Origin of the sequence: Kribbella shirazensis (assembly GCF_011761605.1) — a bacterium.
Taxonomy (GTDB): Bacteria; Actinomycetota; Actinomycetes; order Propionibacteriales; family Kribbellaceae; genus Kribbella; species Kribbella shirazensis.
On record NZ_JAASRO010000001.1, the window covers coordinates 7,919,244 to 7,942,847 of the forward strand.

Genomic DNA, 23,604 nt, shown 5'->3' on the forward strand with positions numbered 1-23,604 from the left:
TACTATGTAACGTGGAGTCTGGAAGACTGTCAAGGGTGGATGAGGAGCTCACTGTCGACCAGCTCGCCGCCAAGGTCGGGATGACGGTGCGGAACGTGCGCGCGTACGCCGGACGCGGGCTGATCCCGCCGCCGCGCCTGGTCGGGCGGACGGGGTACTACGGTCACGATCACGTGGCCCGGCTGACCCTGGTCCGCGAGCTGCTCGACAAGGGCTACACGCTGGCCGCGGTCGAGCGGATGATGAGCGAGCTGCCCGACGGGGCGATGGCGCTGGGTGTCTTCGAGACGCTGGTGAACCCGTGGACGCCGTCGGAACCGGAGGAGCTCGACGAGCAGCAGCTCGCCGCGCGGGCCGGCGTACCGCACGACCCGGCGGTGATCGAGCAGCTGGTCGAGCTGGGGATCGCGGAGCGCATGGAGGACGGCCGACTGCGCATCTCGAACCCGGACCTGCTCCGCACCGGCCTCGAGGTGATCAAGCTCGGCGTCCCGATGCAGGCGATCTTCGAGATGCTCCCGAAGCTGTTCGCCGAGGCCGACGCGGTCGCCAAGACGTACGTCGAGCTGTTCCGTTCGACGGTGTGGCGCGACTTCACCAAGGCCGGGATGCCCGCCGACGGCTGGCCGGAGATCCAGCGCACTCTCGAAGGCATCATCCCGCTGGCCGGCCAGGCCCTGGTCGCAGCCTTCCGCGAAGCCATGGCCCGCGAAATCGAACAGGTCGCCTACGAAGAACTCGGCCTCGCCCCCAAATCCCTCCCCTCAACCGGCTAGGCCCTCCTCCCTGAGTGCAGCTCAGGGAGGAGATAGGTAATCCTCCGCATGCATGAAACGGCGCTTACGCGGCACCGTAGGGGTACGCAGCAGGCAGGAGGAGGACGAATGCGCCAGATCCGGATCCGGCGGCGGCCGCGTACCAGTACGACCCGCCGTGAGACGAAGTCGCTCGATCTCCGGACGCCGTCGGGGCGTCCGCTTCCGTTCTGAGGACGCCCGTTTCAGTGTCTGTGCCCAGGCGGAAGGTCACCGAGGTCGGCGTCCCAGTCGTCCTCGTCGTCGCGGAGCGCGGCCTCGTTGCGGCGGGCGATCCGGAGGAACGCGAGGATCAGCAGGATCGGGCCGAGCACCATCGCGGTCTCCGGGATCCCACCCATGTGCAAGCCGATCATGACGCCGTCACCAGCGCGATCCCGCCGGCCGTGAACGCGACCATCGCGGCCAGCATCGGGTACTGCGCCCTGCGCAGCTGCCGGCGCCGGAACAGGTCGGCAGCGCGATCGTGCGCGGACACGACCCCTAGTACGTGTCCGAGCACGATCGCACCGATCTGGACCGCCGCGATCAAACCGGTACCCACGAACGCGTAGTCGATCCGTTCACCGCTCGTTCCAAACAGGTCCCAGCCACGACCGAACGGGTCGGTCGCGAGCAGCCAGCCCTCCTGCCCCTGGAACATCGCGAACGAGAAGTAGTGCGCCACGGCGTACCCGATCGCGATCGGCACCAGCGAGTGCACGAAGGCGCCCGGAAGCCCGGCGGCACCCAGCGCCCCGGGCCGGATGCGCGCCGCGCCGGTGGTCCGCGCGGCGAGCAGGAACAGCCCGGTGACCAGCGCGACGGCGACGACCAGGCCGAGTGTGGAGACCAGCAGGTGCTCCGGCCGGCTGAGGTCCGCGGTCAGGCGCGTCCACGCCGACCAGCGGGAGGCCCCGTCGAAGGCCGTTGATCCGAGCAACAGACACAGCAGGGCGACAACGCCCGGTTGCTGCGGCATCGTCGCCAGCCCGGCGAGCGGATTGCGCAGTTCGATCCGGCCGTGGGCGCCGCGGCCGATCGGAGCGAGGCGTCCGAGCACCTCGGCGTACACCTCGAAGGTGTCGCCGATCGTGAACCAGGAAGGCCCGTAGACGATGCCTGCGGCAACGTTCACCACTGCGTAGACGGTGACCGCGATCGCGACGACGCGCGGCTGGGATCCGTCGGGGTAGACGAGTTCCAGCCAGAGGAACGCAGCGAGACCTGCGACGGCGGGCCAGTAGGCGATGCCCGCGGGCAGTTGCCGGTACGACGTACGCCGTACCAGACCGGCGATCGTCCGCAACGGATTGGCGAGGCGCCAGATCGGGCCGCACAGCAGCGAGAGCGGGATGATGCCGACCCAGATCCACACGTACAGCCAGGTCGGCGCCGGGTTCCGCGACGGGTCCGGGTCGCCGAACCAGGCGGCCCCGAGCAGGAGTGCTAGCGCCGCTAGTCCGACTAGCGTCGCTACGACGCGTGCCGCGGGGTGGTCGACGATGCGGGTCAGGACCTCGAGCGGGCGGCCCGCGGTCCCCTCGAACCGCGGGCGCGACCAGAACGCGGCCAGCGCGAAGAACGACACCGCGACCGCGGCGCCGGCGGAGTAGACCGCCAGCCACAGCGGCACCGGCAGGTCCCCTCGACCACCGATCCCGTGCAGCGGCAGCAGTACGTCCAGCACCGCGGGACCTCCGATCAGCCATCCGACCGATCGAATGTAACACGCACGATGTCACATAGAAAGCGTCCGATATTGCGCCGCGTCGAAGCGCCGCGTGAGCTGCCGGAACCGGAACGTGAACGACGGCCAGAGCGTGGTGTTGCGACCCTCCGCGTCGAGGTACCAGCTGGTGCAGCCGCCGCGGGTCCAGACCGTGTTCCGCATCGACGAGCGGACCCCGTCGACGAACGCGCGCTGCACGTCCCGCCGTACCTCGATCTCCCGGAGGCCCTGGGCGTCCATGGTCTTCAGCGCGTCCAGGATGTAGGCGATCTGGGACTCGATCATGAACACCATCGAACTGTGGCCGAGGCCGGTGTTCGGGCCGATCAGCATGAAGAAGTTGGGGAAACCGGCGATCGCGGTCCCGAGATGGGCCTCCATACCGTCGGCCCAGGCCTCGCGCAGCGAGACGCCGTCACGGCCGTGCACCATGTCCATCACCGGCAGATCGGTGACCTTGAAGCCGGTGCCGTAGATGATCGTGTCGACCTCGTGCTTGACGCCGTCGGTGGTGACGATGCCGGTGCGCGTGACCTCCGCGATCCCGTCGGTGACCACCTCGACGTTCGGCCGCGCGACGGCCGGGTAGTAGTCGTCGGAGATCAGCACCCTCTTGCAGCCGAGCGTGAAGTCCGGCGTCAGCTTGGCGCGCAGCAGCGGGTCGCGGACCTGGTGAGCGAGGTGCTTCTCGGCGACCTTCTGCGCCTGCTTCATGATCGCGGGCAGCTTCGCGAACCCGAGCACCATCGACTCGCGGCCCCAGTAGATCCCGGCCCGGACGGCCTTCTGGACCAGCGGGAAGCGGCGGTAGACCGCCTTCTCGGCCGCGGTGATCTTGCGGTCCGGCCGCGGCATCACCCACGGCGGCGTCCGCTGGAACAGGTGCAGTTCCTCGACCTCGGGCTGGATCGCCGGCACGAACTGGATCGCCGACGCGCCGGTGCCGATCACGGCGACCTTGCGGCCGCTGAGGTTCAGGTCGTGGTTCCAGCGCGCGGAGTGGAAGACCTCACCCTCGAAGTCCTCGATCCCGGGCAGCTTCGGGTACGACGGCTCGGCGAGCGGACCCATGCCGGACAGCACGAGGTCCGCGGTGAACGTGCCCTGGCTCGTCGCGATCTGCCACTTGCCGTCCTCCCAGCGCGCCGACTCGACCGCGTGGCCGAAGCGGATGTGCGGGCGGACGCCGTACGCGTCGGTCACCTTGCGGAGGTAGTCCTCGATCTCGGGCTGCGGCGAGAACGTCGACGACCACTCCGGGTTCGGCGCGAACGAGAACGAGTACAGGTGCGACGGCACGTCGCACCTGCAGCCCGGGTAGGTGTTGTCCCGCCAGGTGCCGCCGACGTCCTCGGCGCGCTCCAGGACCACGAAGTCGTCGTACCCGGCCTGCTTGAGCCGGACCGCCATCCCGATCCCCGCGAATCCGGTGCCGATCACCACGATCCGATGCTGCTCACCCATGCTCGGCCTCCGCTCGGCTGTGGAACTTACTCCTAGTAAGTTACTCGGAGTCAGTTAGACTACGCAAGTGACCTCGACCACTGTTGGACAGGGCCCGCCCAAGCGCCGGCGCGACCGGGCCGCGCGGGAGCGGGAGATCCTGGAGGCGGCCGAGCGGATCTTCGGCGAGCGCGGGTACCAGGGCACGTCGATGGACGACGTCGCCGCGCAGGTCGGGGTGTCGAAACCGCTGATCTACCAGTACTACGGCTCGAAGGACGGTCTGTTCCTCGCCTGCCTCGCGCGCCTGCGCGGCCAGCTGCTGGACACGGTGTCCGACGCGGTGATGGCGGCCGCGGACGCCGAGGACGCGCTGTACGCCGGGTTCGCGGCGTGGTTCCGGTTCCTCGACGAGCACCCGCAGGCGTGGTCGGTCCTGGTCGACGAGGGCATGCTGAGCGCCGGCCCCGCCGCCGAGGCGACCGACGAGGTCCGCGCGGCCTTCATCGAACTGATCGCCACGATGGTCCGGATGAACCTTCCCGCCGACCGCCCGGCCGACGACGACGAGATCCAGATCGTCGCCCAGAGCATCTCCGGCGCCACCGAACGCCTGGCCATCTGGCGGACCCGCGCCACCACACCCCCGGCCCCCGAGAAGGTCGCCCGCACACTGGCCGATCTCCTGTGGCAGGGGCTCCACACGCTCAAGTCCACGTGACCACGTACCCCCACGCAGGCAGAAGTCCCGATTTCGGACGCGACACGCCGTAGCGAGGGGGCTTCTGCGTGCGTGGCGGTTCGCCGCTACCCCGCGGTGAAGTCGCTCAAGATGTCGGCGACCGACTCCTGGCCGCCCGACAAGGTGCCGGGGCGGCGGTCGAGGTAGTACGGGATTGCGATGATCACCAGGGAGAGCGCCCAGCCGCGGGCGCGCAGCCAGGTGGCGTCGTCGACCTCGAGCGCCTCGCGGTAGGCCTGGCGAGACTCGCGCTCGAACAGCCACCACGCGGGGAGGACGTCCCCGGCCGGGTCCGCGGCGCGTGCCGTCGCGAAGTCGATCACTGCCGACAGCTTGCCGTCGGCAACCAGTATGTTGCCGGACATCAGGTCGCCGTGGATCCACCGCCGCGTGCCGTCCCAGGTGTCGGCTGCGAGCGACTCCTCCCACGCGGCGGTCACCAGGCCGGTGTCGAAGTGCTCCTTCAGCTGGTCCAGCGCCTTGCGGAACATGCCGTCGCGCGGCGCCAACGGCGTACCGCGGCTGAACGGGTCGTCGTCCGGCACCGGCGCCCCCGTGGTGTCGACCTCCCGCAACGACCGGACGAACGCAGCCAGCTCCCGCGCCGCCCGCACACCGTCGACGGACCCCGACCCGAACGGTGCCCCAGGCAACCACCGGTACACGCCCCAGGTGAACGGATACTCCTCCGTCGGCTGCCCGAGCTCGAGCGGCTCCGGAATCGGCAGCGAGACGTACGGCGCCAACCGCGGCATCCACGTCAGGTCCATCTCGATCTGCCCTTGGTTCCGCGCTGTCCGCGGCAACCGCACCGCCACCTCGTCACCCACGCGGAACGTCACGTTGTCGGTCCCCGACCGCTCGACCACCCGCACCGGCAACCCGCTCCACCGCGGAAACTGCTCAGCCAGCAACCGCTCCACCACCGCGGAGTCGATCTCCACCTCGTCGTCATGCAACTTCGCCACACCCGCCACGCCGCGACCCTCACACTCCCGGCGCACGAGGTCAACCGATTTCGCAAGGCCGGGGACGTCGTACCGCGACAGTCCCCGGCCTGCAGGCGCCGTACCTACTTGAGCGTTGCCGCCGGGTCGGGAAGCTTCTTGACCCGCGGATCGCCGGCGTCCGCGAAGTAGTCGGCCGGTTCGGTCTCGTCGGTGCCGGCCGGGGTCTTGGCCGCCCGGAAGGCGAGCGTGAGGCCGGCGGCGACGATCACGTTCAGCGCGAACGCGGTCAGCGCGATGTAGCCCATCTGCCCCAGACCCTCGATCGACGCGACCGAGCCGCCGAAGTGCTTCGACGTCGGCGACGCCACGTTGTACGCCTTGATCGTGCCGTACACCATGCCGACCGCCCAGCCGATCAGCAACGCCCAGCGGTGGAACCACCGCGTGTACAGGCTGAACACGATCGACGGGAAGGTCTGCAGGATCCAGATCCCACCGAGCAGCTGGAAGTTGATCGCGTTCTGCTTGTCCAGCAGCAGGACGAAGACCAGCGCGAACGCCTTCACCACGAGCGACGCCAGCTTGGACACCCGGGCCTCCTGCGCGGGCGTGGCGTCCGGCTTGTACCACTCCTTGTAGATGTTGCGCGTGAACGTGTTCGCCGCCGCGATCGACATGATCGCCGCCGGCACCAGCGCCCCGATCGCCACCGCCGCGAACGCGATCCCGGCGAACCAGGACGGGAACGCGTCCTCGAACAGCTGCGGGATCACCAGCTGCGCGTTCGGCTTGCCGTCCAGCCCGATCGGCTTCGTCCCGGCCGCGATCGCGACCCAGCCCAGCAGCGCGAGCAGGCCGAGCACGAACGAGTACGCCGGCAGAATCGACGCGTTCCGCCGGATCGTGTTCCGGTTGCTCGCCGACAGCGACGCGGTGATCGAGTGCGGGTACATGAACAACGCCATCGCCGACCCGAGCGCGAGCGTCGCATACGGCCAGTACTGCGCGACGCTCGGAATGAACGCCCCGGCGGGTTTGCCGGTTGCCGGGCTCGGGGTCGTCATCTTGGTCTCGGCAGCCCCGAAGATGTGGTCCCAGCCGCCGAACTTCGACGGCAGGTAGATCACCGCGACGATGATCACCAGGTAGATCAGGATGTCCTTCACGAACGCGATCAGCGCCGGCGCCCGCAGCCCCGAGGTATAGGTGTAGAGCGCGAGCACCACGAACGCGACGAACAGCGGCACGTCCTTGGCCAGCCAGTTCCCCGAACCGCCGATCCCGACCACCTCGAGAACGGCCTGGATCCCGACCAGCTGCAACGCGATGTACGGCATCGTCGCGATGAACCCGGTCACGGCGACGGCGAGCGACAATCCGCGCGACCCGTGCCGGCCGCGGACGAAGTCGGCCGGCGTCACGTACCCGTGCCGATGGCTGACCGACCACAGCCGGGCCATGAACACGAAGATGATCGGGTACAGCACGATCGTGTACGGGACCGCGAAGAACCCGCTCACCGCGCCCGCGCCGTACATCGCGGCCGGGACCGCGATGAAGGTGTACGCCGTGTAGAGGTCGCCACCGAGCAGGAACCAGGTCACCCAGGTACCGAACCGGCGGCCGCCCAGGCCCCACTCGTCGAGGGAGTCCATCGTCTCCGGACGGCGCCAGCGCGAGGCCCAGAAGCCCATCACCGCAACCATCACGAACAGCAGCAACAGCACAGTCAGGGCCACGCCGTTCACGCCGCTCATCGCTCGTCCTCACGATCGGTGCCAGCGGCGGTGTCAGGGGCGGTGTCGACGAAGGCCGAGCCGTCGTCGGTCATCGGCCGGTGCGGGCGGGCCTTCAGCACGATCCGGTGCGCCGCGTACGTCAGCCCCGAGCAGACGAACACCCAGAGGAACTGGTACCAGATGAAGAACGGAAAGCCGGCCACCACCGGCTCCTTGCGCGCGTAGCTGCCGACCCAGAGCAACCCGATCAACGGGATGGCCAGCAGGACGCCGGCGAGCGCGAGCAGTCTGCGATCGGCGGGCGGGGTGTCGGCTCGTCTGTGGTGATCCACTGCGATCCTCTCGTCATCGGTCGATCCGGTCGGCGCCAAAGTCTTGCGTGGGCGTCGGTGCCGTGGTGAACTCTCGGCGATCTCCTTCCGTGCAGCTCTCGCTTACCCGCCAGTGAGTTGCGCAGGACGCCGATTCGGTTTACCCACCGCGGCAAACCGGATTCCGCCCACCGAGGAGACCCTGATGAACGCCACGACCCTGCTGATCGCCGTCGGCGTCGTGGCCGTGGCGTCGGCCGTGGCCATGCTGCGGCCGCGGATCAGCGAGCAGCGCATCGCGACCGATCTCGAGGAGTGGGCGCTGGCCGGCCGGTCCCACGGCCCGCTGATGCTGTGGTGCGTGCTCGGCGGCACCATCTACACGGCGTACACGTTCCTCGCCGTACCGGGAGTGGTCTACAGCTCCGGCGGGCTCGGCCTGTACGCGCTGACCTACACCACGATCGTGTATCCGCTGGTTCTCGTCATCTTGCCCCGGCTGGCCGACATCGCGCGCAGGCACGGGTACGTGAGCGGCGTCGACTTCATCCGCGGCACGTATCGCTCCCCCGGGCTGGCGCTCGCGATCGCACTGACCGGGATCCTCGCCACCCTGCCGTACATCGCGCTGCAGCTGGTCGGGATCCAGGCCGTACTCGCCGTCATCGGCGTCACGCCCGACGGGTTGCTCGGTGACCTGGCGCTCACCGCGGTTTTCACGGTGCTCGCCGTGTCCACCTACCGCTACGGGCTGCGCGCCCCGAGCGGGGTCGCCGTCTTCAAGGCCGCGCTGGTCGTCGGCGCCGCGATCGTGCTCGCCCTGCTGGTGTCCGGCCGCACCGACTGGAGCGACGTCTGGCCCGCCGCCGAGAACGTCCTGCACGCCCGCGGCCTCCATCTGGTCGTTGCCCCCGGCAACGCAACGACGTACGCCACGCTCGCGCTCGGCTCGGCGCTCGCGCTGTTCGCGTTCCCGCACGTGCTGATGGTCGCGTTCTCCGGCCGCTCCCGGCACGTCGTGGCCCGTACCGTCCCCGCACTCCTGGTCTGGACCCTCGTGCTCGGCATCTTCGCCGTCATGGGCGTGGTCGCGCTCGCGATCGGCGTCGTCCCCACACCAGGTCGCGCCGACCAGGTCGTCGCGCTGCTCGTCCAGCAGCTCGCTCCGCCCTGGCTGGCCGGCGGTCTGCTCGGCGTGCTGGTGGTGACCGCGCTGGTTCCCGCGGCGGTGATGTCGATCGGCGCCGCGACCCTGTTCGCGCGCAACATCTACGTCGAGTTCGTGAATCCGGAAGCCACCAACGAGCAGGAGACCCGGGTCGCGCGGTCGATGTCGTTGCTGGTCAAGGTCGGCGCGCTCGCGTTCGCGCTCGGATTCCACAACCAGAACGCGATCCAGCTGCATCTGCTCGGCGCGGTCTGGGTCCTGCAGACGCTGCCCGCCCTGGTCCTCGGCCTGCTCCCGAGGGTTCCCGCGCGGTCCGCACTCCTGACCGGCTGGCTGACCGGGATGGTCAGCGGGACCGCGATGGTCACCCACGGCGGGTTCTCCCCGACCGTGACCCTCGAGCTCGGCGACACCCGGCTGACGGTGTACGCCGGCCTGCTCGGCCTCACCGCCAACCTCGTCGTCGTCGCCGCGGTCCAGGCCGCGAGCCGCCTGATCGTAGTCCCGGTTCGGCGAAGGGAGACCACGTGACACTGCGCAAGGACAGCCGGAGACGACTCGGGACGTCCTCCGGGACCAGACCCGCACAACCGATATCCGGCGGCGCCGAACTCCGCGACCTCGACCGTGAGGCCGCGATGGTTTCGCTGTTCGACGCCCACCACACCCAGCTCGTCCGGCTCGCGCTGCTGCTCGGGGCCGAGCACGACGCGGAGGACATCGTGTCCGAGGCGTTCTGCGAGCTGCACCGCCGGTGGCGCCGATTGCGATCGCCTGGCGCCGCTCCGGCGTACCTGCGCTCCACCGTCTGCAACCTGGCCCGGATGCGGATCCGGCATCTCCAGGTGCAGCGCAAGCACGCCCATCAGGAGGCCGACGGCCTCGCCGAGCGTACGGCGGAGTCCGCCGAGCACTCCGCACTGCTGCACGAGGACCAGCAGCGCGTCATCGCCGCGCTCCAGTCGCTGCCGACCCGCCAGCGGGAGGCCCTGGTCCTGCGATACTGGCTGGATCTGAAGGAAGCCGACATCGCCGACTCGATGGGGATCAGCGTCGGCGCGGTGAAGTCACACATCTTCCGCGGCATGGCGTCGTTGTCGACCCGGATCGAAGGGGGTGGAAGCCGATGAGGTTCGAGCAGACCGAGGACCAGTTGCGGGCCACGCTGGAAGCCCTGGCCGCGCAGACGACCTCGTCGCCGGACGCGTACGCGAAGACCAAGCGGGAGTGGCAGCGCCGCGACCGCAGGCGCCGGCTGATCATGCTCGGGGTGGCCTCGGTCGTGGTCGCCGTCGCGGACATCGTCGGGCTCTGGGCCCTGCACACCCACGACAGTCCGCCGCCTCCGCCGTACACGCCCGCCACCACCGCGCCGCCGTCGCCGGACCTGCACGGTGTGGTGATCCTGCCCTGACATCGGTGAGGGGAGCGACCGGACCGGCCGCTCCCCTCGGCTGAACCGCTCAGGCCATCTGGGCCGAGAGTTCCCACATCGCGTCGACGACCCGCTCGACGTGCTCCTCACGGTGGAACAGGTGCGTCGAGATCCGGACCGGCACATGCGGCTTGGCCGCACCGATCACCGGGAAGTCCACGTTGCGAATGGTGATCGAGTACTGCGACTTCATCCGCGACACGAACTCCGCCGACTTCGCCGAGTTCATCACGTCCGCCGGGTTGCGGAACGGGTTGAACGAGGTCAGCGCGCACAGCAGCCGCGGGTCGTCCTTCGGCGAGTACAGCGACCCGACGCCCCAGCGTTCGGCCACCAGTTCCTTGAGGTACGAGGCGAGACCGACGCTGTGGTCCTCGATCCGCTGCCGCCCGATCTGGTCCCACATCTCGAGGACCTTCTTCACGCCCGAGGTGAGGGCGATGCTGCCGTTACCGAGCGACGTCAGGTACCTGCCCAGGTCGTACGACGCGGTCGACGTCGTACTGCGGTCCGGCAGGCCGGCGTCCGGGTAGCTGCTCGTGATGCTCGGCCAGAACTCCGGCAACGGGTTCGGGTTGAACTGCGGCAGCACCTTGTTCCGCGCGTACAGCACGCCGGTGCCGCCCGGTCCGCAGTGCCACTTCGCCGTGGAACCCGCCAGGAAGTCCACGCCGAGCTCACGGAACGTGTAGTTCATCATGCCCGGGATATGTGCGCCGTCCACGAGCGTCGTCAGGCCGTGCTCCTGCGCCAGCTTGGCGAGCAGCTGGATCGGCAGCATCGTGCCGGTCTTGTACGTCGGCGCCGAGAACATCAACACCTTCGTCTTCGACGTGATCGCCTTGCGGAACAGTTCGACGTAGTCCTCGGCCCGCTGCCGGTTGCCGACCGGTACCTGGACCCGGGTGATGACGACGCCCGTCCGGTCGCGGAGCTGCGCCATCGGTGAGTTGCCGCCGGAGTGCTCGTGGTTCGTGGTGAGGATCTCGTCGCCGACCTTCAACCCCAGCCCCACCAGCGTTTTCGCCATGCCGTCACTGGTGTTGTGGGTGAGCCCGAGCTCGTCGACGTCGCAGCCGAACCCGGCCGCCGCGACCGCGCGGACGTCGTCGAACGAGCTGTACGCCGATTCGGTGTTCTGCGCGACGCGGGTGTTGGTGTCGGCCAGCACCGACAGTACGTCGGCCGGCGGCGATCCGACCGTACCGAGGTTCATGAACAGGACATCGCGGTTGATCACGAACAGCTGCTCGATCTTGCGCCAGTACTGCGGATCGCCGGGCACCGGGATCGCGCTCGGCGCGGCGGCAGTGGCCGGTGCCGCGGAGGCGAACGACGGCACCGCCAGGCTCGCGCCACCGGCGGCGGCGCCGGCGCCGAACAGGCGCAGGACCCCGCGCCGGGACATACGTGTAGTGGGTTCTTCGGTATGCCTCACAGGAATCTCCTTGCGTCGAAGGATGCGTCAGCGGATCGCGATGGCGGAGATCTCGACCTTCGCGCCGCGCGGGATCTGCGCCACCTGGACCGTGGCCCGGGCCGGTGGCTTGTCGGTGAAGTACTCGGCGTACACCTCGTTGAAGGCGGCGAAGTCGTTGATGTCGGCCAGGTAGACCGTGGTACTGACGACGTCGGCCAGCGCCATGCCGTCGGATTCGAGGACGGCGCTCAGGTTCTCGAGCACCTGGCGGGTCTGGTCCCGGATCGTCGCGCCCGGCGGGATCTGGTTGGTCACCGGGTCGAGCGGCAGCTGCCCGGACAGGAACACCTGCGGGCCGACCCCGATCCCTTGGGAATAAGGGCCGATGGCGGCGGGGGCGTCGGCCGAGTTCAGGACGCGGTGGTGCCCGGCGGCGCTCTGGTCGTCCGCCTGGGCGGACATGGTCTGGAGCCCGATACCGAGACCGGTGAAACCGGCGAGGCTCGCGGCCAGGACGGGAACCGCGAGCCGGCGGGACATGGATGGAGACGGAAGCGACATCAGAACCTCTGCTTTCGGGTCGGGATCGCAAGAGTTCGTGATCGCTTGAGGGTTGCCCGACCCGCGCGGAAGGTTTACGCCCTATGGTTACTTCAGGGGAGGGAGCTGCGATGTCGATTGAACAGTTCAGCGTCCGCGGGCGGTTGGCGGACACGGGTGAGGGGATCACGGCCGAGGAGCTGCAGCTCGCGGCGCGGAACCACGGGATGCCGCTGGAGGGGCTGCGGTACGACGTGACGCCGCCGGGGCTGCACTACGTGCTGGTGCACTACGACATCCCCGCGACGAACGCGAGCGACTGGCGGCTCGAGCTCGGCGGCTGCGTCGAGGAGCCGTTGTCGTTCGGGCTGACCGAGTTGCGGGCGATGGGTCGCCGTACGATCCGGGTCACGCTGGAATGCGCCGGGAACGGGCGGGCGGCTTTGCAGCCGCGGCCGATCAGTCAGCCGTGGCTGACGGAGGCCGTCGGTACGGCGGAGTGGACCGGCGTGCTGTTGTCGGACCTGCTGCGGCTGGCCGGGATCCGGGACGACGCCGTGGACGTGGTGTTCACCGGAGCGGACCACGGCGTGGAGCGCGGCGTTGAGCAGGACTACCAGCGCGGGCTGTCGGTGACGGAGGCGATCGACTCCGGCGCGATCGTCGCCTGGGAGATGAACGGTGCGCCGTTGCCGCCGCAGCACGGGCACCCGCTGCGTCTCGTCGTACCGGGGTGGTACGGGATGGCGAGTGTGAAGTGGCTGCGGTCGATCGAGCTGATCGACCACACCTTCGAAGGGTTCCAGAACGCGGTGGCGTACCGGATCCGGGCGGATGCGGACGACCCGGGACGCCCAGTGACCCGGATCGAGCCGCGGGCGTTGCTGGTCCCGCCGGGGTTCCCGGATTTCATGAGCCGTCACCGGTTCGTTGCCGCTGGCACCGTTCCGCTGTTCGGCCGGGCGTGGTCCGGATGGGCGCCGATCGAGCGGGTCGAGGTCAGCACCGACGCCGGAGTGAACTGGCACGAGGCCACGTTGGATGCCCCCGGCAACCAGGACGACGGCGACGAGCTGGCGTGGCGGGCGTTCACGTACGACTGGGAGGCCACACCGGGCGAGCACGTGCTGACGGTCCGTGCGTTCGACGCCGGCGGCCGCGAACAACCCGTCGAGGCCGAGTGGAACCGCGGCGGCTTCGCCAACAACACCGCCCAGCGCATCACGGTCCTGGTCACCTGACGACACCGCGTGTCGCTGGCGCGTTCCGGCGTACCGCCGTCACATCCTGGAGACGTACACGGTTCTCACTCCAGGAGTGGTGGCGGTGAACGACAACCATCTGCACGCGCGGGTCTTCAGGACGTCGGACGAGTGGTACGCCGACGTAGACGACGAACTCGACCCTCAGCCGGACAACCCCCTCTGGTGGGGCTGGTACACCAGCCAGCAAGCCGCCCTCCAAGCCGCCTGCAACCACCTCGCCACCCTCGAACAAGCCTCCTGACCAGCTACTCCGGTTCGTTGTGGGAGTTGCCGCCGACGCGGTACGGCGTGGTGATGCCTTCGTACATGAGGTGGGTCATCAGGCCCTCGGACGCGTGCGGGAGGTTGTGGCAGTGGTCCATCCACAGGCCGGGGTTGTCGGCGACGAACGCGATCTCGTACGTCTCCTTGTTGCCGACCTCGAGGGTGTCGACCCACCAGGGTGAGCCCGTGGCCGCGACGCCGTTGCGGGACAGGACGACGGCGTGGTGACCGTGGAGGTGCATCGGGTGCGCCTGCCCACTGGTGTTGGAGATCTTCATCCGTACGACGTCCCCTTCGGCGACCATGAACATCGGCACGTCGGGGAACTTGTGGCCGTTGATCGTCCACCACAACCCGGGCATCCCGTCGAGGAACCCGGGCCGCCGTCCGATCCGGTACTCGAAGTTCCGGTCCGCCGTTCCCGGATCGAACCCGAGCGGCGCCGGCGTCCCGTACGTCAGCAGATCGACCGTCTCACCCGGCAGCTCGGCCGTGGGTGGGTCGGCCGGCCCGATCCCGAGCGACAGCGTCGGCGTACCGGCCACCAACCGCATCCCGCCCGCCGGCACCACCGCCTCCAGGTCCGCCCGTCCACCGGCGGGCAATGCGTACGCGGCCGTCACCGCCGTCGGCCCGTGGACCTCGCGACCGTCGACCGCGACCACCTTGTACGGCGTCCCGGTCAGCCCGACCCGCAGGATCGCGTTGTCGGTGTTGATGACCCGCACGCGCGCCGTCGTACCCGCGGGCAGCTCCACCCGCGCGGTCCCGGTGCGCCCGTTGATCGTGCGCTTGCCGTCGTACGTGTGGATCGCGGCGATCACGTCACCAGGGGTCGCCGGCGCGATCACGATCGTGCCGAACAGCCCGCCCTTCACCTCCTCGCTCGACACCTGATGCGAGTGGTACCAGTACGTCCCGGCCTGCTCCGCCGTGAACCGGTACACGTGCTTCCCACCCACCGGTACGGCGTCCTGTGTGACACCCGCGACCCCGTCCTCGGCGTTCGGTACGTCGATCCCGTGCCAGTGCACCGTGGCGCCGTCCTTCACGGACTCGTTCACCAGCGTCACCTGCACGAGATCGCCCACCCGCGCGCGGATCAGCGGACCGGGCGACGTCCCGTTCAGGGTGTACCCGTCGATCGTCTCGCCCGACGCGAGCTGGAACTTCTGCTGCCGCGCGACGAGCGTGACGTCCACGTCCGGCGTACCGGTCTTCGGCCCGGTCAGGTCCGCGACACTCGCCCCGCCGTGGTGCTCGTGTCCCGCCATCGCGTGCCCGCCGCCGTAATCGGCGTACCCCATCCGCGCCGGGTCGTACTCCCCCGGGACCAGGCTGGTCGCCCAGAGATACCCGAGCGGTACGAGTACCGCCAGGGTGATCCCCAGCGCGACCAGCCGGCCCCACCGGCGCTTCTTCACCTCAGACACTGGCCGCGGGTTGATTCGGCGCTGCCTGATCCGGTACTGCGCGCCGTGCCGCCATACTCGCCACGGCGGCGATCGCGAGCCCGTTGACGCCGTGCAGGATGCCCAGCGCCGGCACCCCGAAGGACACCACCGCGAGCAGGAACTGCACGACCACCAGGCCGAGCACGATCGCGGCCAGCACCCGGCCGCGCGGTACGTCGGTCAGGAACGACACGATCAGGAACACCAGCGCGAGCAGCCCGATCGCCGTACCGGCGATGCTGTGGTAGCTCTGCCCGAAGTTGCTGTAGTCGGCGCCGATCGCCGCGCCGTCACCGGCGTCCTTCGCGACCGTGAAGCCGGCCATCGCGATCGAGGCGATCTGCAGGACGACTGCGAGGGCGATCAGCATGCCTGTCACCCGGTACACGTTTCTCATGCTCGCCGCTCCATCCGCCGCTTGCGGACGAAGAGCACGGCCCCCGCGATCAGTAGGAGCGGCAGGATGGGCGGGTGGCCGCCGCCTACCACGCAGCCGATCGAGGCCAGTACGGCGAACACGCCCAAGGCGATCAGCAACGGGAACGGAACTCGGCCGAGGAACCTACCTGGACCGCCGAATCCTCCGTTGCCGGCCGCACGCCCCGCGTTCCCAGGACCGCTGGCGGTGGTGGCGTCCTGCGGAGCCGTCCACGGGGGTCTGCGCCAACCCCACGGGCCGGCCCAGCCCTCGCCGCCGGCCGCGCCGCCGGGACCTGCTGCGGCACCGCCCGCCCAGCCGGCCCCGTCGCCGGCACCTGCTGCGGCGCCGCCCGCCCAACCGGCCTCGCCGCCGGCACCTGCTGCGGAACCTCCCGAGCCGCCGGCCGCGGTTCCGGCGCCGGGGCGCGCCTGGTGCGGGCCTGGGAGGTCGGCGAACAAGCCGTCGAGGTCTGCGCCGGTCTTCGCCTGCAAGGCCTGGTCGACGCGCTCGGAGTGCTCGTCCGCGCTCAGCCGGCCGGCTTCGTAATGCTCGCCCAGACGCCGGACGGCGTCCTCACGCTCACTGTCGCCGATACGGATCGATCCGCCCGGCCTCTCGTCGTTCATGACACTCCTCGGTGCTCGTGGTCCTTCGATGGCACCAAGCGTGTCTTTCAAACCACTTTCACCGCGTCGCCCCAGTGGCGACACCTCTGCTACCCCCGGAGGAGCACACTGCACCGCTGGACGCAGTACGACGTACTCCCCCGGGCGTAGTACCTACCAGGGACAACCCTCAGGCGTTGGCTGAGAGGATCTGGTTCACGTCGTCGTTCGCCTTCGCGAGGGACGACGGCTCCGCCTCGAACGACATCACCGCGTCCATTGCCGGCGTCATCACCGCGGTCACGTCCGCGGCGTTCGGGTTGGCCGGGTACGCGAAGACGTCACCCGCCTCGACCGGTTCCACGAACGGCGTGACGTCCCATCCCGCCTTCGCGAACGCCTCCTTCGCCGCCGGCATGCTCGCCGCCACCGCCGGGAACACCACCCCCGCCTTGGCGACGATGTCCTGCGCGGTCTGCGACCCGAGGAACTTCACCCAGGCCCACGACGCGTCCCGCCGCGTCGTCCCGGCCCAGATGGTGTCCGCGAGTCCGTTCATCATCGACATCCGCTTGCCGACCGGACCGATCGGCAGCCGGGCGAGCTTCGTCTTGACCTGCTTCAGCCCGCCGTACGTCCCGAGCATCCAGGAGCCGTTCGGGGTGATCGCGTACTTCCCCGCACCGAAGGACGTGGTCACGTCCACCCCGGACTTCGCCTGCGCGTACGTCGGCATGTACCCCTTGGTGATGAGGCTGCGCCACCACCCGATGGTCTCGGTGAACTTCGGGTCACCGTAGAAGAACTTCGTCCCCCACGGTTCGCCCTCGGAGTACTTCCAGCCGTTGATCGCGGCGTACCAGCTCCAACTGGTCTGCCCGTCACCGCCGCCCGCGTCGCCGTACCCGAGTCCGTAGACCTTGATGTTGTCCTTGTCGAACCCGGGCTGGTCGCCCCGGCGGCCCTTGGAGTCGACCGTCAGCCGGCGCACGATCTGCTCGAAGCTGCCACCGTCCTTGGGGTTCCACGTCATCGAGTTGAGCTGCTCGGCGCTGATCCCGGCCGCCTCGGTGAACGCGCTGTTGTAGAAGTAGACCTCGGTGTCCCAGTCCTTCGGCAGGCCGTACCGCTTGCCGTCGGCACCGATCCAGCGGTCCGCCAGGCCCTTCTGGTAGATGTTCAGGTCGACGTTGTCCCGTTTGACATAGTCGTCGATCGCGAGCACCTGGCCCTTGTCGGCGAACAGCGGGTACTTCGACGAGTGCCCGGTGAACACGTCCGGTGCGGTGTCCGAGATGAACCCGGTAACCAGTTTCGACCAGTAGTCGTTCCAGCCGTACTGCTCGATCTTCACGGTGTACTGCGGGTTCTGCTCGTGGAAGACCTTCGCGCACTCGGTGTACATCGGCAGCTGCGCCGAGTCCCACAGCCAGTAGATGATCTCGCCCTCACCGCGGGCCGCGGCCCCGTTGTTGCAGCCGGCCACGGCGGAGGCGGCGAGACCGGCGATCCCTGCCTTCAGGAGATTGCGTCTAGTGATCATCGCCGTACCTCACTTGATCCCGGAGAAGCCGATGGAGTTCGTGATCCGCTTCGCGAACGCCAGGAACAGGATGATCATCGGCAGCGCCGCGATCAGCGTCGCCGCCATCAGCCCGGCCCAGTCCGGTCCGCCCTGCGGTGTCTGCGACCGGAACACGCCCAGCGCGACTGTCAGCACCCGGACGTTCTCCTGCTGACCGACGAGCAACGGCCAGAAGTAGTCGTTCCAGGAGTTGATGTAGGTCAGGATCGCCAGCGTCGCGATCGGCGCCGCGCTCATCGGGATGATGAGGCCGAAGAAGATCCTGCGGTGCCCGGCCCCGTCGATCATCGCCGCCTCCTCGAGCTCGCGGTTGATGCCGAGGAAGAACTGCCGGAGGAAGAAGATCGCGAACGGCGTCATGAACGCGCCCGGCAGGATGATGCCGGCGAAGCTGTTCAGCAGACCGAGGTTCTTGATCAGCACGAAGTTCGGCAGCGTGGTGAAGATCGGCGGCACCATCAGCGCGGCCAGGAACAGCGCGAACACCTTGTCCCGACCCGGCCAGCGCAGCCGGGCGAACGCGTACGCCGCCATCGCACTGAAGAACACCTGGCAGACCGTGGTGACCGTTGCCACCACCAACGAGTTGCGCAGGTACAGCCAGAAGTTCACGGCCGCACCGGATCCGCCCTGTGCCTGCGCCTCCTCGATCGTCGCGAGCCCGAGAACCCGCTTGAACGCCCCCAGCGTGCTCTCCACCGGCAGCAGCGAGCTCGGATGCCCGGGCAGCTGCGTGTTGTCGGAGAACGCCGTACGCAGCATCCAGTAGAACGGGAACAGCGTCACGATCAGCAGGACGAACAGCAACACCCAGCAGACTGTCCGCCCGACACTCATCCTTCTCATGCCAGATCACTCTCCTTCGCCCGCAGCAGCCGCAGCTGAACCAGCGAGACGATCGCCAGGATCGCGAACAGCACCAGCGCCATCGCCGACGCGTACCCGAAGTCGAACCGGGTGAACGCGCGCTCGTAGATGTAGTAGTAGATGACCCGGGTCGCGTTGATCGGACCGCCCTGCGTGGTCACCGCGACGGTGTCGAAGATCTGGAACGAACCGATCATGGTGACCACCAGGACCATCACCAGAACGGGCCGCAGCAGCGGCAGCGTGATCCGCCAGAACGTCTTCCACTCGGTCGACCCGTCGACCTCGGCGGCCTCGTAGACGTACGCCGGGATCATCTGCAGACCGGCGAACACGAGCAGCGCGGTGTAGCCCATGTGCCGCCAGACATTGATCCCGGCGACCGTCGGGATCGCCCAGTGCGAGTCGCCGAAGAACGCCACCGGGTCGATCCCGAGCCAGCCGAGCCCCTGGTTCACGATGCCGACCTGGAAGTCCAGCATCCAGTACCAGACCAGCGCGACGACGACGTTCGCGACCAGGTACGGCGCGAGGATGATCGCGCGGACCGTGATCGACTTGGTCAGCCGGTACATGACCATCGCGATCGCGACCGCCAGCACGGTCTGCACGCCGATGTTGATCACGACGTACTCGACCGTGACCACGAGTGCGTTCCAGAAGAAGCTGTCCTGGACCATCCGCTCGTAGTTGGCGAGCCCGTTGAACTTCGGCGCGGACAGCAGGCTGTACTCGGTGAAGCTCAGGTAGGCGCCGCGCAGCGTCGGCCAGATGTAGAAGACGACGAAGCCCAGGGTCGCCGGGGCCAGGAAGATCATCGCGACCTTCAGGTCCCCCAGGCTCCGCCGCTTGCCGGGCGGTGCCGCCGACTCCCCGTGACTTCGTTTCCTGGTAGGTGGTGCGTTGGTGGTGGCGGTCACGGGGATCTCCTTCTCTTCCGGCGGTCAGGCGGGCTTATACGACCGCAGTCACGTCCAGCAAGATCGCGTTCTCGGGCCACTGCGCGGGCATCAGCACACCGACAGAGGCAAGGGCAGCTCCGTTCAGCTCGACTGTTCCACCGTCGGCCGCCCACGCCGCGGACCGCGACTCGGGTCCGGGTGTCGTGACCTTGCTGATGCGGTAGGTCCGCTGCGGGTCGAGCCCGGGCAGGCGGACCCGCCCGACGGCCGACGTCACCGACTGCTGCGTCTGGACGACGCTGAACACGCCACGCGAGCCGTCCTGCGCGACGACACCGTGCACCAGCACGTCCGCCGGGCCGCGGTCGGCGCGGACCACGCGGCCGGAGTGCAGCAGCGGCCGCAGCTCCTTGTGCAGGGCCACCCAGCCCTTGAGCTCCTCGCGCTCCTCGGCGCTCGCCGAGGCGATGTCCCACTCGATGCCGAAGTGGCCGAACAGAGCGGTGATCGCGCGGAACGACAGCGTCTGGGTACGGCCGGTCGTGTGCGCTCGCGGCGGGCCGACGTGGCAGCCGATCAGCTCCGGCGGCAGCAGCAACTGGGTGTACCGCTGGATGGTCTGCCGCTCGAGCGCGTCGTTGCTGTCGCTGCCCCAGATCCGGTCGGTGCGCTCGAGGATGCCGAGGTCGACGCGGGCGCCGCCGGAAGAGCAGGACTCGATCTCCAGCCCGGGGTGGCGGCGCTTCAGCTCGTCGATCAGCCGGTACACGGCCGCGGTCTGCTCGTGGATGCCCGCCGTACCGGTGTGCTGGTTGCCGCCGTCGACGAAGTCGCGGTTGTGGTCCCACTTCAGGTACGCGATGTCGTACTCGGTGAGGATGCTGTCCAGCCGCTCGAGGATGTAGTCGTAGGCGGCCGGGATCCCGAGGTTCAGGCCCTGCTGGTGGCGCGCGGTCGGCGGCATCCGGTCGCCGGCGGCGAGGATCCAGTCCGGGTGCTCGCGGGCGAGATCCGAGTCGGGATTCACCATCTCCGGCTCGACCCACAGCCCGAACTGCAGCCCGAGGCCGCGGACGTGCTCGACCAGCGGGTGCAGCCCCTTCGGCCAGATGCCCTCGTCGACGTACCAGTCGCCGAGCCCGGCGTGGTCGTCGCGGCGGCCGCGGAACCAGCCGTCGTCCAGCACGAACCGCTCGGCCCCGACCTCGGCGGCCGCGTTCGCGAGCGCCTTCAGCTTGTCCAGGTCGAGGTCGAAGTACACGGCCTCCCAGGTGTTCAGTACGACGGGACGCTCGGTCTTCGGGTGGTTCGGCCGCGCGCGCAGGTAGTCGTGGAAACGGTGCGAGACCTCGTCGAGGCCCACGCCGTACGAGCCGTAGATCCACGGGGTGCTGTAGGTCCCGGCGGGCTCGATGCGGCCCTCGCCCGGGAGCAGCAGTTCGCCGCCGCCGATCACGCCGTACCCGCTCATGCCGCGCTCGGCGTACGAACGGTGGTTGCCGCTCCAGGCGGTGTGCACACCCCAGATCTCACCGGAGCGGAAGCCGAAGCTCTCCGTGCCGGCCAGCAGCAGGAGGGTCGCGTCGGCGCCGGTGCGACCACGGCGGTTGTCGCGGATGTGCGCGCCTTGCGTGAAGGCGTGCCGCTGCGGGTGCCGCTCACCGATGTGCCGGCCGGTCATGTCGAGCAGCTCGGTCGCCTCGGTGGGCACCGGCAGCGCGAGGTACAGCCCGTCGACCGTGTACGGCGTCGAGCCGGTGTTGGTCAGGTCGGCCTTGGTCTTCACCAGGCCGGAGTCCGTGAGCTCGACCGTGAGCCTGAGTTCGAGGCCGGCCGCCGTGTCGGCGGCGTCGATCTGCACGGTGTTGCCGGTTTGGGCGACGCTGTTCAGCTGGAAGCTCGCCGAGAAGTCGTGGCCGTCGCGGTGCCCGTTCAGGCCCGGGAGGCCGAACCAGCCGGCCGAGTACTCCGGCACGATCGCGATCGGGAGGTTGCCGTCCAGCCCGTTGCCGTCCTGGACCGCACCGGCGCCGCGCCGCAGTTCCAGCAGAGCGTTCCCGGCCAGCTCGCCGAGGTCCGCGCCCCAGTGCAGCACAGATGGGAGGGCCGGACCGGAGCAATCCAGCACCAAGCTGACCCCGCCGGCCCGGAGCTGCAGAATCTCGATGTTCGACACTGTTGATTCACTCTGCTTTCTGATTGATTTCAGGACGGAACTATTTACCTCGCGAGCGCTGTTGTCAATGCTTCACGAGGTTAAGTAAATAGCCTAGGGCTTTACAACGACGGAACAGCAGGTTCGATCAGCGCCCGAGCCGCGCCCGGACGAGCAGATCGTGAAGTCCGGCCTCGGCGGACGGACGATCCGGGAGGGCACTCACAGCCTCGGCCTCGTCCAGCAGGCTGTGCAGCCGCAGCACATCCGCAGCCAGCTGATCCCTGGTCGGCCCGTCCAGCGGCGCATGCTCGGCCTCGGCCTTGGCCGCCATCAGCTCCGGCAGGTACGACGGCCCGCCCGGCAGCTCGCGCAGATCCGCCCGCACCTTCCCGGTCCTCATCAGGTTGATCCCGGTCAGCAGCACCCGGAACGTGTACAGCAGCGGCTTCAACTCGCCCTTCTTCTCGAAGAACTCCCACTGCGTCTTCGCGAAGCCGCGGTAGTGGTGCGCATGCCACCTGGTGATGCAGCCCTCGGCAAGCGCGACCAACTCGTCGTGCTGCGGCGTACTGAGGACGACGAGCGGCGAGAGCACCTGCTCGAGGACGTAGCCGTTGCGGCGCAGCATCAAGCGGGCGAACTTGGCCAGGTCGTGGGTGACCAGGTCGACCTCGGCCTCGTTCTCGAACCAGGTGCGGTCGAGGGTATCGGGACCGGTCCGCAGGCCGACCACCTCGGCGGCCGGCAGCACGTGGACGCCGCGCAGGTCGACGTCGGAGTCGCGGGACGGGAAACCGTACAGGTGTGCGCCGGAGACTGTGGCGAAGAGCAAAGGGTGCGGCTGCTCCCCCATGATGTTCCGCAGCTCGGCGTAGTCGAGCTGCCTCATGTCACGCGTCACCGAGGCTCCTTCTCCGTACCGATCGCAACCATGCGTCGACGGTTGCGACATCCGGCGTCGCCGGCAGGACCGTGCGCTGCAGGGCCTTGTCGAGCTCCTCGTGCAGCTGCAGCCGCCAACGCTCCACCTCGTCCCATGGCAGCTCGCCGCGTTTGACCGCCAGCAACCGGTCGCGATGCGGTCCGACGTCGACCACGAGGCTTGCCTCGAGCAACAGTTCGCGGGCCGAGAGCAGCAGCCTGATCAGATGCATGACGTGCTTCCACTTCGGCGTACCGTCCCGGCGGAAGTCCGTCTCGAGCTTCTTGAACTGGCTGAGCACGTAGCCGGAGTACGTCTGGTAGGCCAACTGGGACAGGAAGTGCCGACGCAGACTCAGGAGCTCCTCGCCCAGCGGGGTCTGCCGGACGACGAGCGGTGAGTGCAGGACCTCGAGGAGGTTCGGGTTCGACTTCAGCGCGAGCTCGCAGAACCGTTCGACCTCCCACGAGAACCACTCGGGCTCCGGCCCGTCGACATGCGTCGGCGGCTTCGCGAGCGACCAGAACGCCTCGGTCGGGGCGACATACACGCCGCGGGTGTCGGTGTCCGACTGGTCGGTGTCCAGGCCGAACGCGCGCGACCCGACGACCGCGGCGTAGATCGTGTGCTCGCGGACCAGGCGGTCGCCGTCGGGCTGATCGAGTTCGATCGCCTCGTCCTGGTACGCGGTCCGCAGGCTGAGCTGATCGCGCCGCGCGACGGTCTCACGGCCGTCGACGAGCCGGACCGTGTAGCGCCCGTCCGCGGTGACGCCGGCCACCCGCCCGGTCGCCCCACGCTGCGCCGTACCGCCCTGGTCGTCGGGCGCGGCGACGCGGATCACCACCTGCGTCCCCACTGGCAACTGCGGTCCCTGGACTGCCACC

24 protein-coding genes are annotated in these 23,604 nt (G+C 69.0%); 7 read left to right on the forward strand and 17 right to left on the reverse strand.

The features are described from left to right. The first annotated feature begins 35 nt into the window (after positions 1 to 35). Positions 36 to 776: a MerR family transcriptional regulator gene (locus BJY22_RS37725; RefSeq protein ID WP_337759771.1), complete on the forward strand. Its 741-nt coding sequence runs from the start codon at positions 36 to 38 to the stop codon at positions 774 to 776. Positions 777 to 1,000: 224 nt separating this feature from the next. On the opposite strand, the gene BJY22_RS37730 is transcribed toward BJY22_RS37725, so the two are convergent. The 3 genes from BJY22_RS37730 to BJY22_RS37740 are packed head-to-tail and all read right to left on the reverse strand — an operon-like array spanning position 1,001 to position 3,990. Then, the gene (locus BJY22_RS37730) at positions 1,001 to 1,171 is read right to left on the reverse strand and encodes a hypothetical protein (protein ID WP_167216638.1); all 171 of its coding nucleotides are present in this window, start codon (positions 1,169 to 1,171) and stop codon (positions 1,001 to 1,003) included. Further along, on the reverse strand, positions 1,168 to 2,484 hold the full coding sequence (locus BJY22_RS37735) for a hypothetical protein (RefSeq protein ID WP_337759772.1): 1,317 nt from the start codon (positions 2,482 to 2,484) through the stop codon (positions 1,168 to 1,170). The genes BJY22_RS37730 and BJY22_RS37735 overlap by 4 nt, the downstream gene beginning before the upstream one ends. A 51-nt stretch (positions 2,485 to 2,535) precedes the next feature. Next, complete coding sequence (locus BJY22_RS37740) at positions 2,536 to 3,990, reverse strand: flavin-containing monooxygenase (protein ID WP_167216641.1); 1,455 nt, start codon at positions 3,988 to 3,990, stop codon at positions 2,536 to 2,538. 67 nt (positions 3,991 to 4,057) lie between these two features. Between BJY22_RS37740 and BJY22_RS37745 the strand changes: the two genes are divergently transcribed. Next, on the forward strand, positions 4,058 to 4,690 hold the full coding sequence (locus BJY22_RS37745) for a TetR family transcriptional regulator (protein WP_167216643.1): 633 nt from the start codon (positions 4,058 to 4,060) through the stop codon (positions 4,688 to 4,690). A gap of 86 nt (positions 4,691 to 4,776) precedes the next feature. Here the strand turns inward: BJY22_RS37745 and BJY22_RS37750 are convergent, their stop codons facing one another. From BJY22_RS37750 to BJY22_RS42735, 3 genes are all read right to left on the reverse strand, one after another. Then, positions 4,777 to 5,679: an aminoglycoside phosphotransferase family protein gene (locus BJY22_RS37750; RefSeq protein ID WP_337759773.1), complete on the reverse strand. Its 903-nt coding sequence runs from the start codon at positions 5,677 to 5,679 to the stop codon at positions 4,777 to 4,779. Between the two features lie 104 nt (positions 5,680 to 5,783). Continuing rightward, positions 5,784 to 7,418, reverse strand: coding sequence for a monocarboxylate uptake permease MctP (gene mctP / locus BJY22_RS37755; RefSeq protein ID WP_167216647.1), 1,635 nt, complete (start codon positions 7,416 to 7,418; stop codon positions 5,784 to 5,786). Continuing rightward, a complete protein-coding gene (locus BJY22_RS42735) occupies positions 7,415 to 7,732 on the reverse strand; it encodes a DUF3311 domain-containing protein (RefSeq protein WP_337759775.1) in 318 nt (105 codons plus the stop codon). Before BJY22_RS42735 ends, mctP begins: the two co-directional genes overlap by 4 nt. A 184-nt stretch (positions 7,733 to 7,916) precedes the next feature. On the opposite strand from BJY22_RS42735, the gene BJY22_RS37765 reads away from it, so the two are divergent. Genes BJY22_RS37765 through BJY22_RS37775 form a run of 3 tightly spaced genes read left to right on the forward strand, consistent with a single transcriptional unit; the run spans position 7,917 to position 10,293 of the window. Beyond that, positions 7,917 to 9,410: a sodium:solute symporter family protein gene (locus BJY22_RS37765; RefSeq protein WP_167216649.1), complete on the forward strand. Its 1,494-nt coding sequence runs from the start codon at positions 7,917 to 7,919 to the stop codon at positions 9,408 to 9,410. After that, on the forward strand, positions 9,407 to 10,009 hold the full coding sequence (locus tag BJY22_RS37770; protein ID WP_337759776.1) for an RNA polymerase sigma factor: 603 nt from the start codon (positions 9,407 to 9,409) through the stop codon (positions 10,007 to 10,009). The genes BJY22_RS37765 and BJY22_RS37770 overlap by 4 nt, the downstream gene beginning before the upstream one ends. After that, positions 10,006 to 10,293, forward strand: coding sequence for a hypothetical protein (locus tag BJY22_RS37775; protein ID WP_202891447.1), 288 nt, complete (start codon positions 10,006 to 10,008; stop codon positions 10,291 to 10,293). Before BJY22_RS37770 ends, BJY22_RS37775 begins: the two co-directional genes overlap by 4 nt. A 49-nt stretch (positions 10,294 to 10,342) precedes the next feature. Here BJY22_RS37775 and BJY22_RS37780 read toward each other — a convergent pair whose 3' ends face one another. Together BJY22_RS37780 and BJY22_RS37785 are read right to left on the reverse strand one after the other, a co-directional pair. Continuing rightward, positions 10,343 to 11,722 (reverse strand): aminotransferase class V-fold PLP-dependent enzyme, encoded by a 1,380-nt coding sequence (locus BJY22_RS37780; RefSeq protein WP_167216651.1) that lies wholly within the window; start codon positions 11,720 to 11,722, stop codon positions 10,343 to 10,345. A gap of 57 nt (positions 11,723 to 11,779) precedes the next feature. Continuing rightward, complete coding sequence (locus BJY22_RS37785) at positions 11,780 to 12,274, reverse strand: RidA family protein (protein WP_238350570.1); 495 nt, start codon at positions 12,272 to 12,274, stop codon at positions 11,780 to 11,782. A 131-nt stretch (positions 12,275 to 12,405) separates the two neighbouring features. Between BJY22_RS37785 and BJY22_RS37790 the strand changes: the two genes are divergently transcribed. Continuing rightward, positions 12,406 to 13,515 carry a sulfite oxidase gene (locus tag BJY22_RS37790; RefSeq protein ID WP_167216653.1) on the forward strand — a complete coding sequence of 370 codons (1,110 nt, stop codon included), beginning with the start codon at positions 12,406 to 12,408 and terminating at the stop codon, positions 13,513 to 13,515. 85 nt (positions 13,516 to 13,600) lie between these two features. Further along, the gene (locus tag BJY22_RS37795) at positions 13,601 to 13,780 is read left to right on the forward strand and encodes a hypothetical protein (RefSeq protein ID WP_202892664.1); all 180 of its coding nucleotides are present in this window, start codon (positions 13,601 to 13,603) and stop codon (positions 13,778 to 13,780) included. A 4-nt stretch (positions 13,781 to 13,784) separates the two neighbouring features. Here the strand turns inward: BJY22_RS37795 and BJY22_RS37800 are convergent, their stop codons facing one another. From BJY22_RS37800 to BJY22_RS37840, 9 genes are all read right to left on the reverse strand, one after another. After that, positions 13,785 to 15,227 carry a multicopper oxidase family protein gene (locus BJY22_RS37800; protein ID WP_337759777.1) on the reverse strand — a complete coding sequence of 481 codons (1,443 nt, stop codon included), beginning with the start codon at positions 15,225 to 15,227 and terminating at the stop codon, positions 13,785 to 13,787. A gap of 1 nt (position 15,228) precedes the next feature. After that, entirely contained in the window at positions 15,229 to 15,654 is a 426-nt protein-coding gene (locus tag BJY22_RS37805; protein WP_238350571.1) for a hypothetical protein, read from the reverse strand. Then, positions 15,651 to 16,304, reverse strand: coding sequence for a DUF1707 SHOCT-like domain-containing protein (locus tag BJY22_RS42740; RefSeq protein ID WP_167216657.1), 654 nt, complete (start codon positions 16,302 to 16,304; stop codon positions 15,651 to 15,653). The genes BJY22_RS37805 and BJY22_RS42740 overlap by 4 nt, the downstream gene beginning before the upstream one ends. A 169-nt stretch (positions 16,305 to 16,473) precedes the next feature. Continuing rightward, a complete protein-coding gene (locus BJY22_RS37815) occupies positions 16,474 to 17,826 on the reverse strand; it encodes an ABC transporter substrate-binding protein (RefSeq protein WP_167216659.1) in 1,353 nt (450 codons plus the stop codon). Positions 17,827 to 17,835: 9 nt separating this feature from the next. After that, positions 17,836 to 18,714 carry a carbohydrate ABC transporter permease gene (locus BJY22_RS37820; protein ID WP_167216661.1) on the reverse strand — a complete coding sequence of 293 codons (879 nt, stop codon included), beginning with the start codon at positions 18,712 to 18,714 and terminating at the stop codon, positions 17,836 to 17,838. Then, positions 18,711 to 19,655: a carbohydrate ABC transporter permease gene (locus BJY22_RS37825; RefSeq protein ID WP_337759778.1), complete on the reverse strand. Its 945-nt coding sequence runs from the start codon at positions 19,653 to 19,655 to the stop codon at positions 18,711 to 18,713. Before BJY22_RS37825 ends, BJY22_RS37820 begins: the two co-directional genes overlap by 4 nt. 34 nt (positions 19,656 to 19,689) lie before the next feature. Next, a complete protein-coding gene (locus BJY22_RS37830; protein ID WP_167216663.1) occupies positions 19,690 to 21,813 on the reverse strand; it encodes an alpha-galactosidase in 2,124 nt (707 codons plus the stop codon). A gap of 127 nt (positions 21,814 to 21,940) precedes the next feature. After that, the gene (locus BJY22_RS37835; protein WP_337759779.1) at positions 21,941 to 22,696 is read right to left on the reverse strand and encodes a nucleotidyltransferase domain-containing protein; all 756 of its coding nucleotides are present in this window, start codon (positions 22,694 to 22,696) and stop codon (positions 21,941 to 21,943) included. Further along, positions 22,686 to 23,603 carry a nucleotidyltransferase domain-containing protein gene (locus BJY22_RS37840; protein ID WP_337759780.1) on the reverse strand — a complete coding sequence of 306 codons (918 nt, stop codon included), beginning with the start codon at positions 23,601 to 23,603 and terminating at the stop codon, positions 22,686 to 22,688. Before BJY22_RS37840 ends, BJY22_RS37835 begins: the two co-directional genes overlap by 11 nt. Position 23,604: the final 1 nt, after the last annotated feature.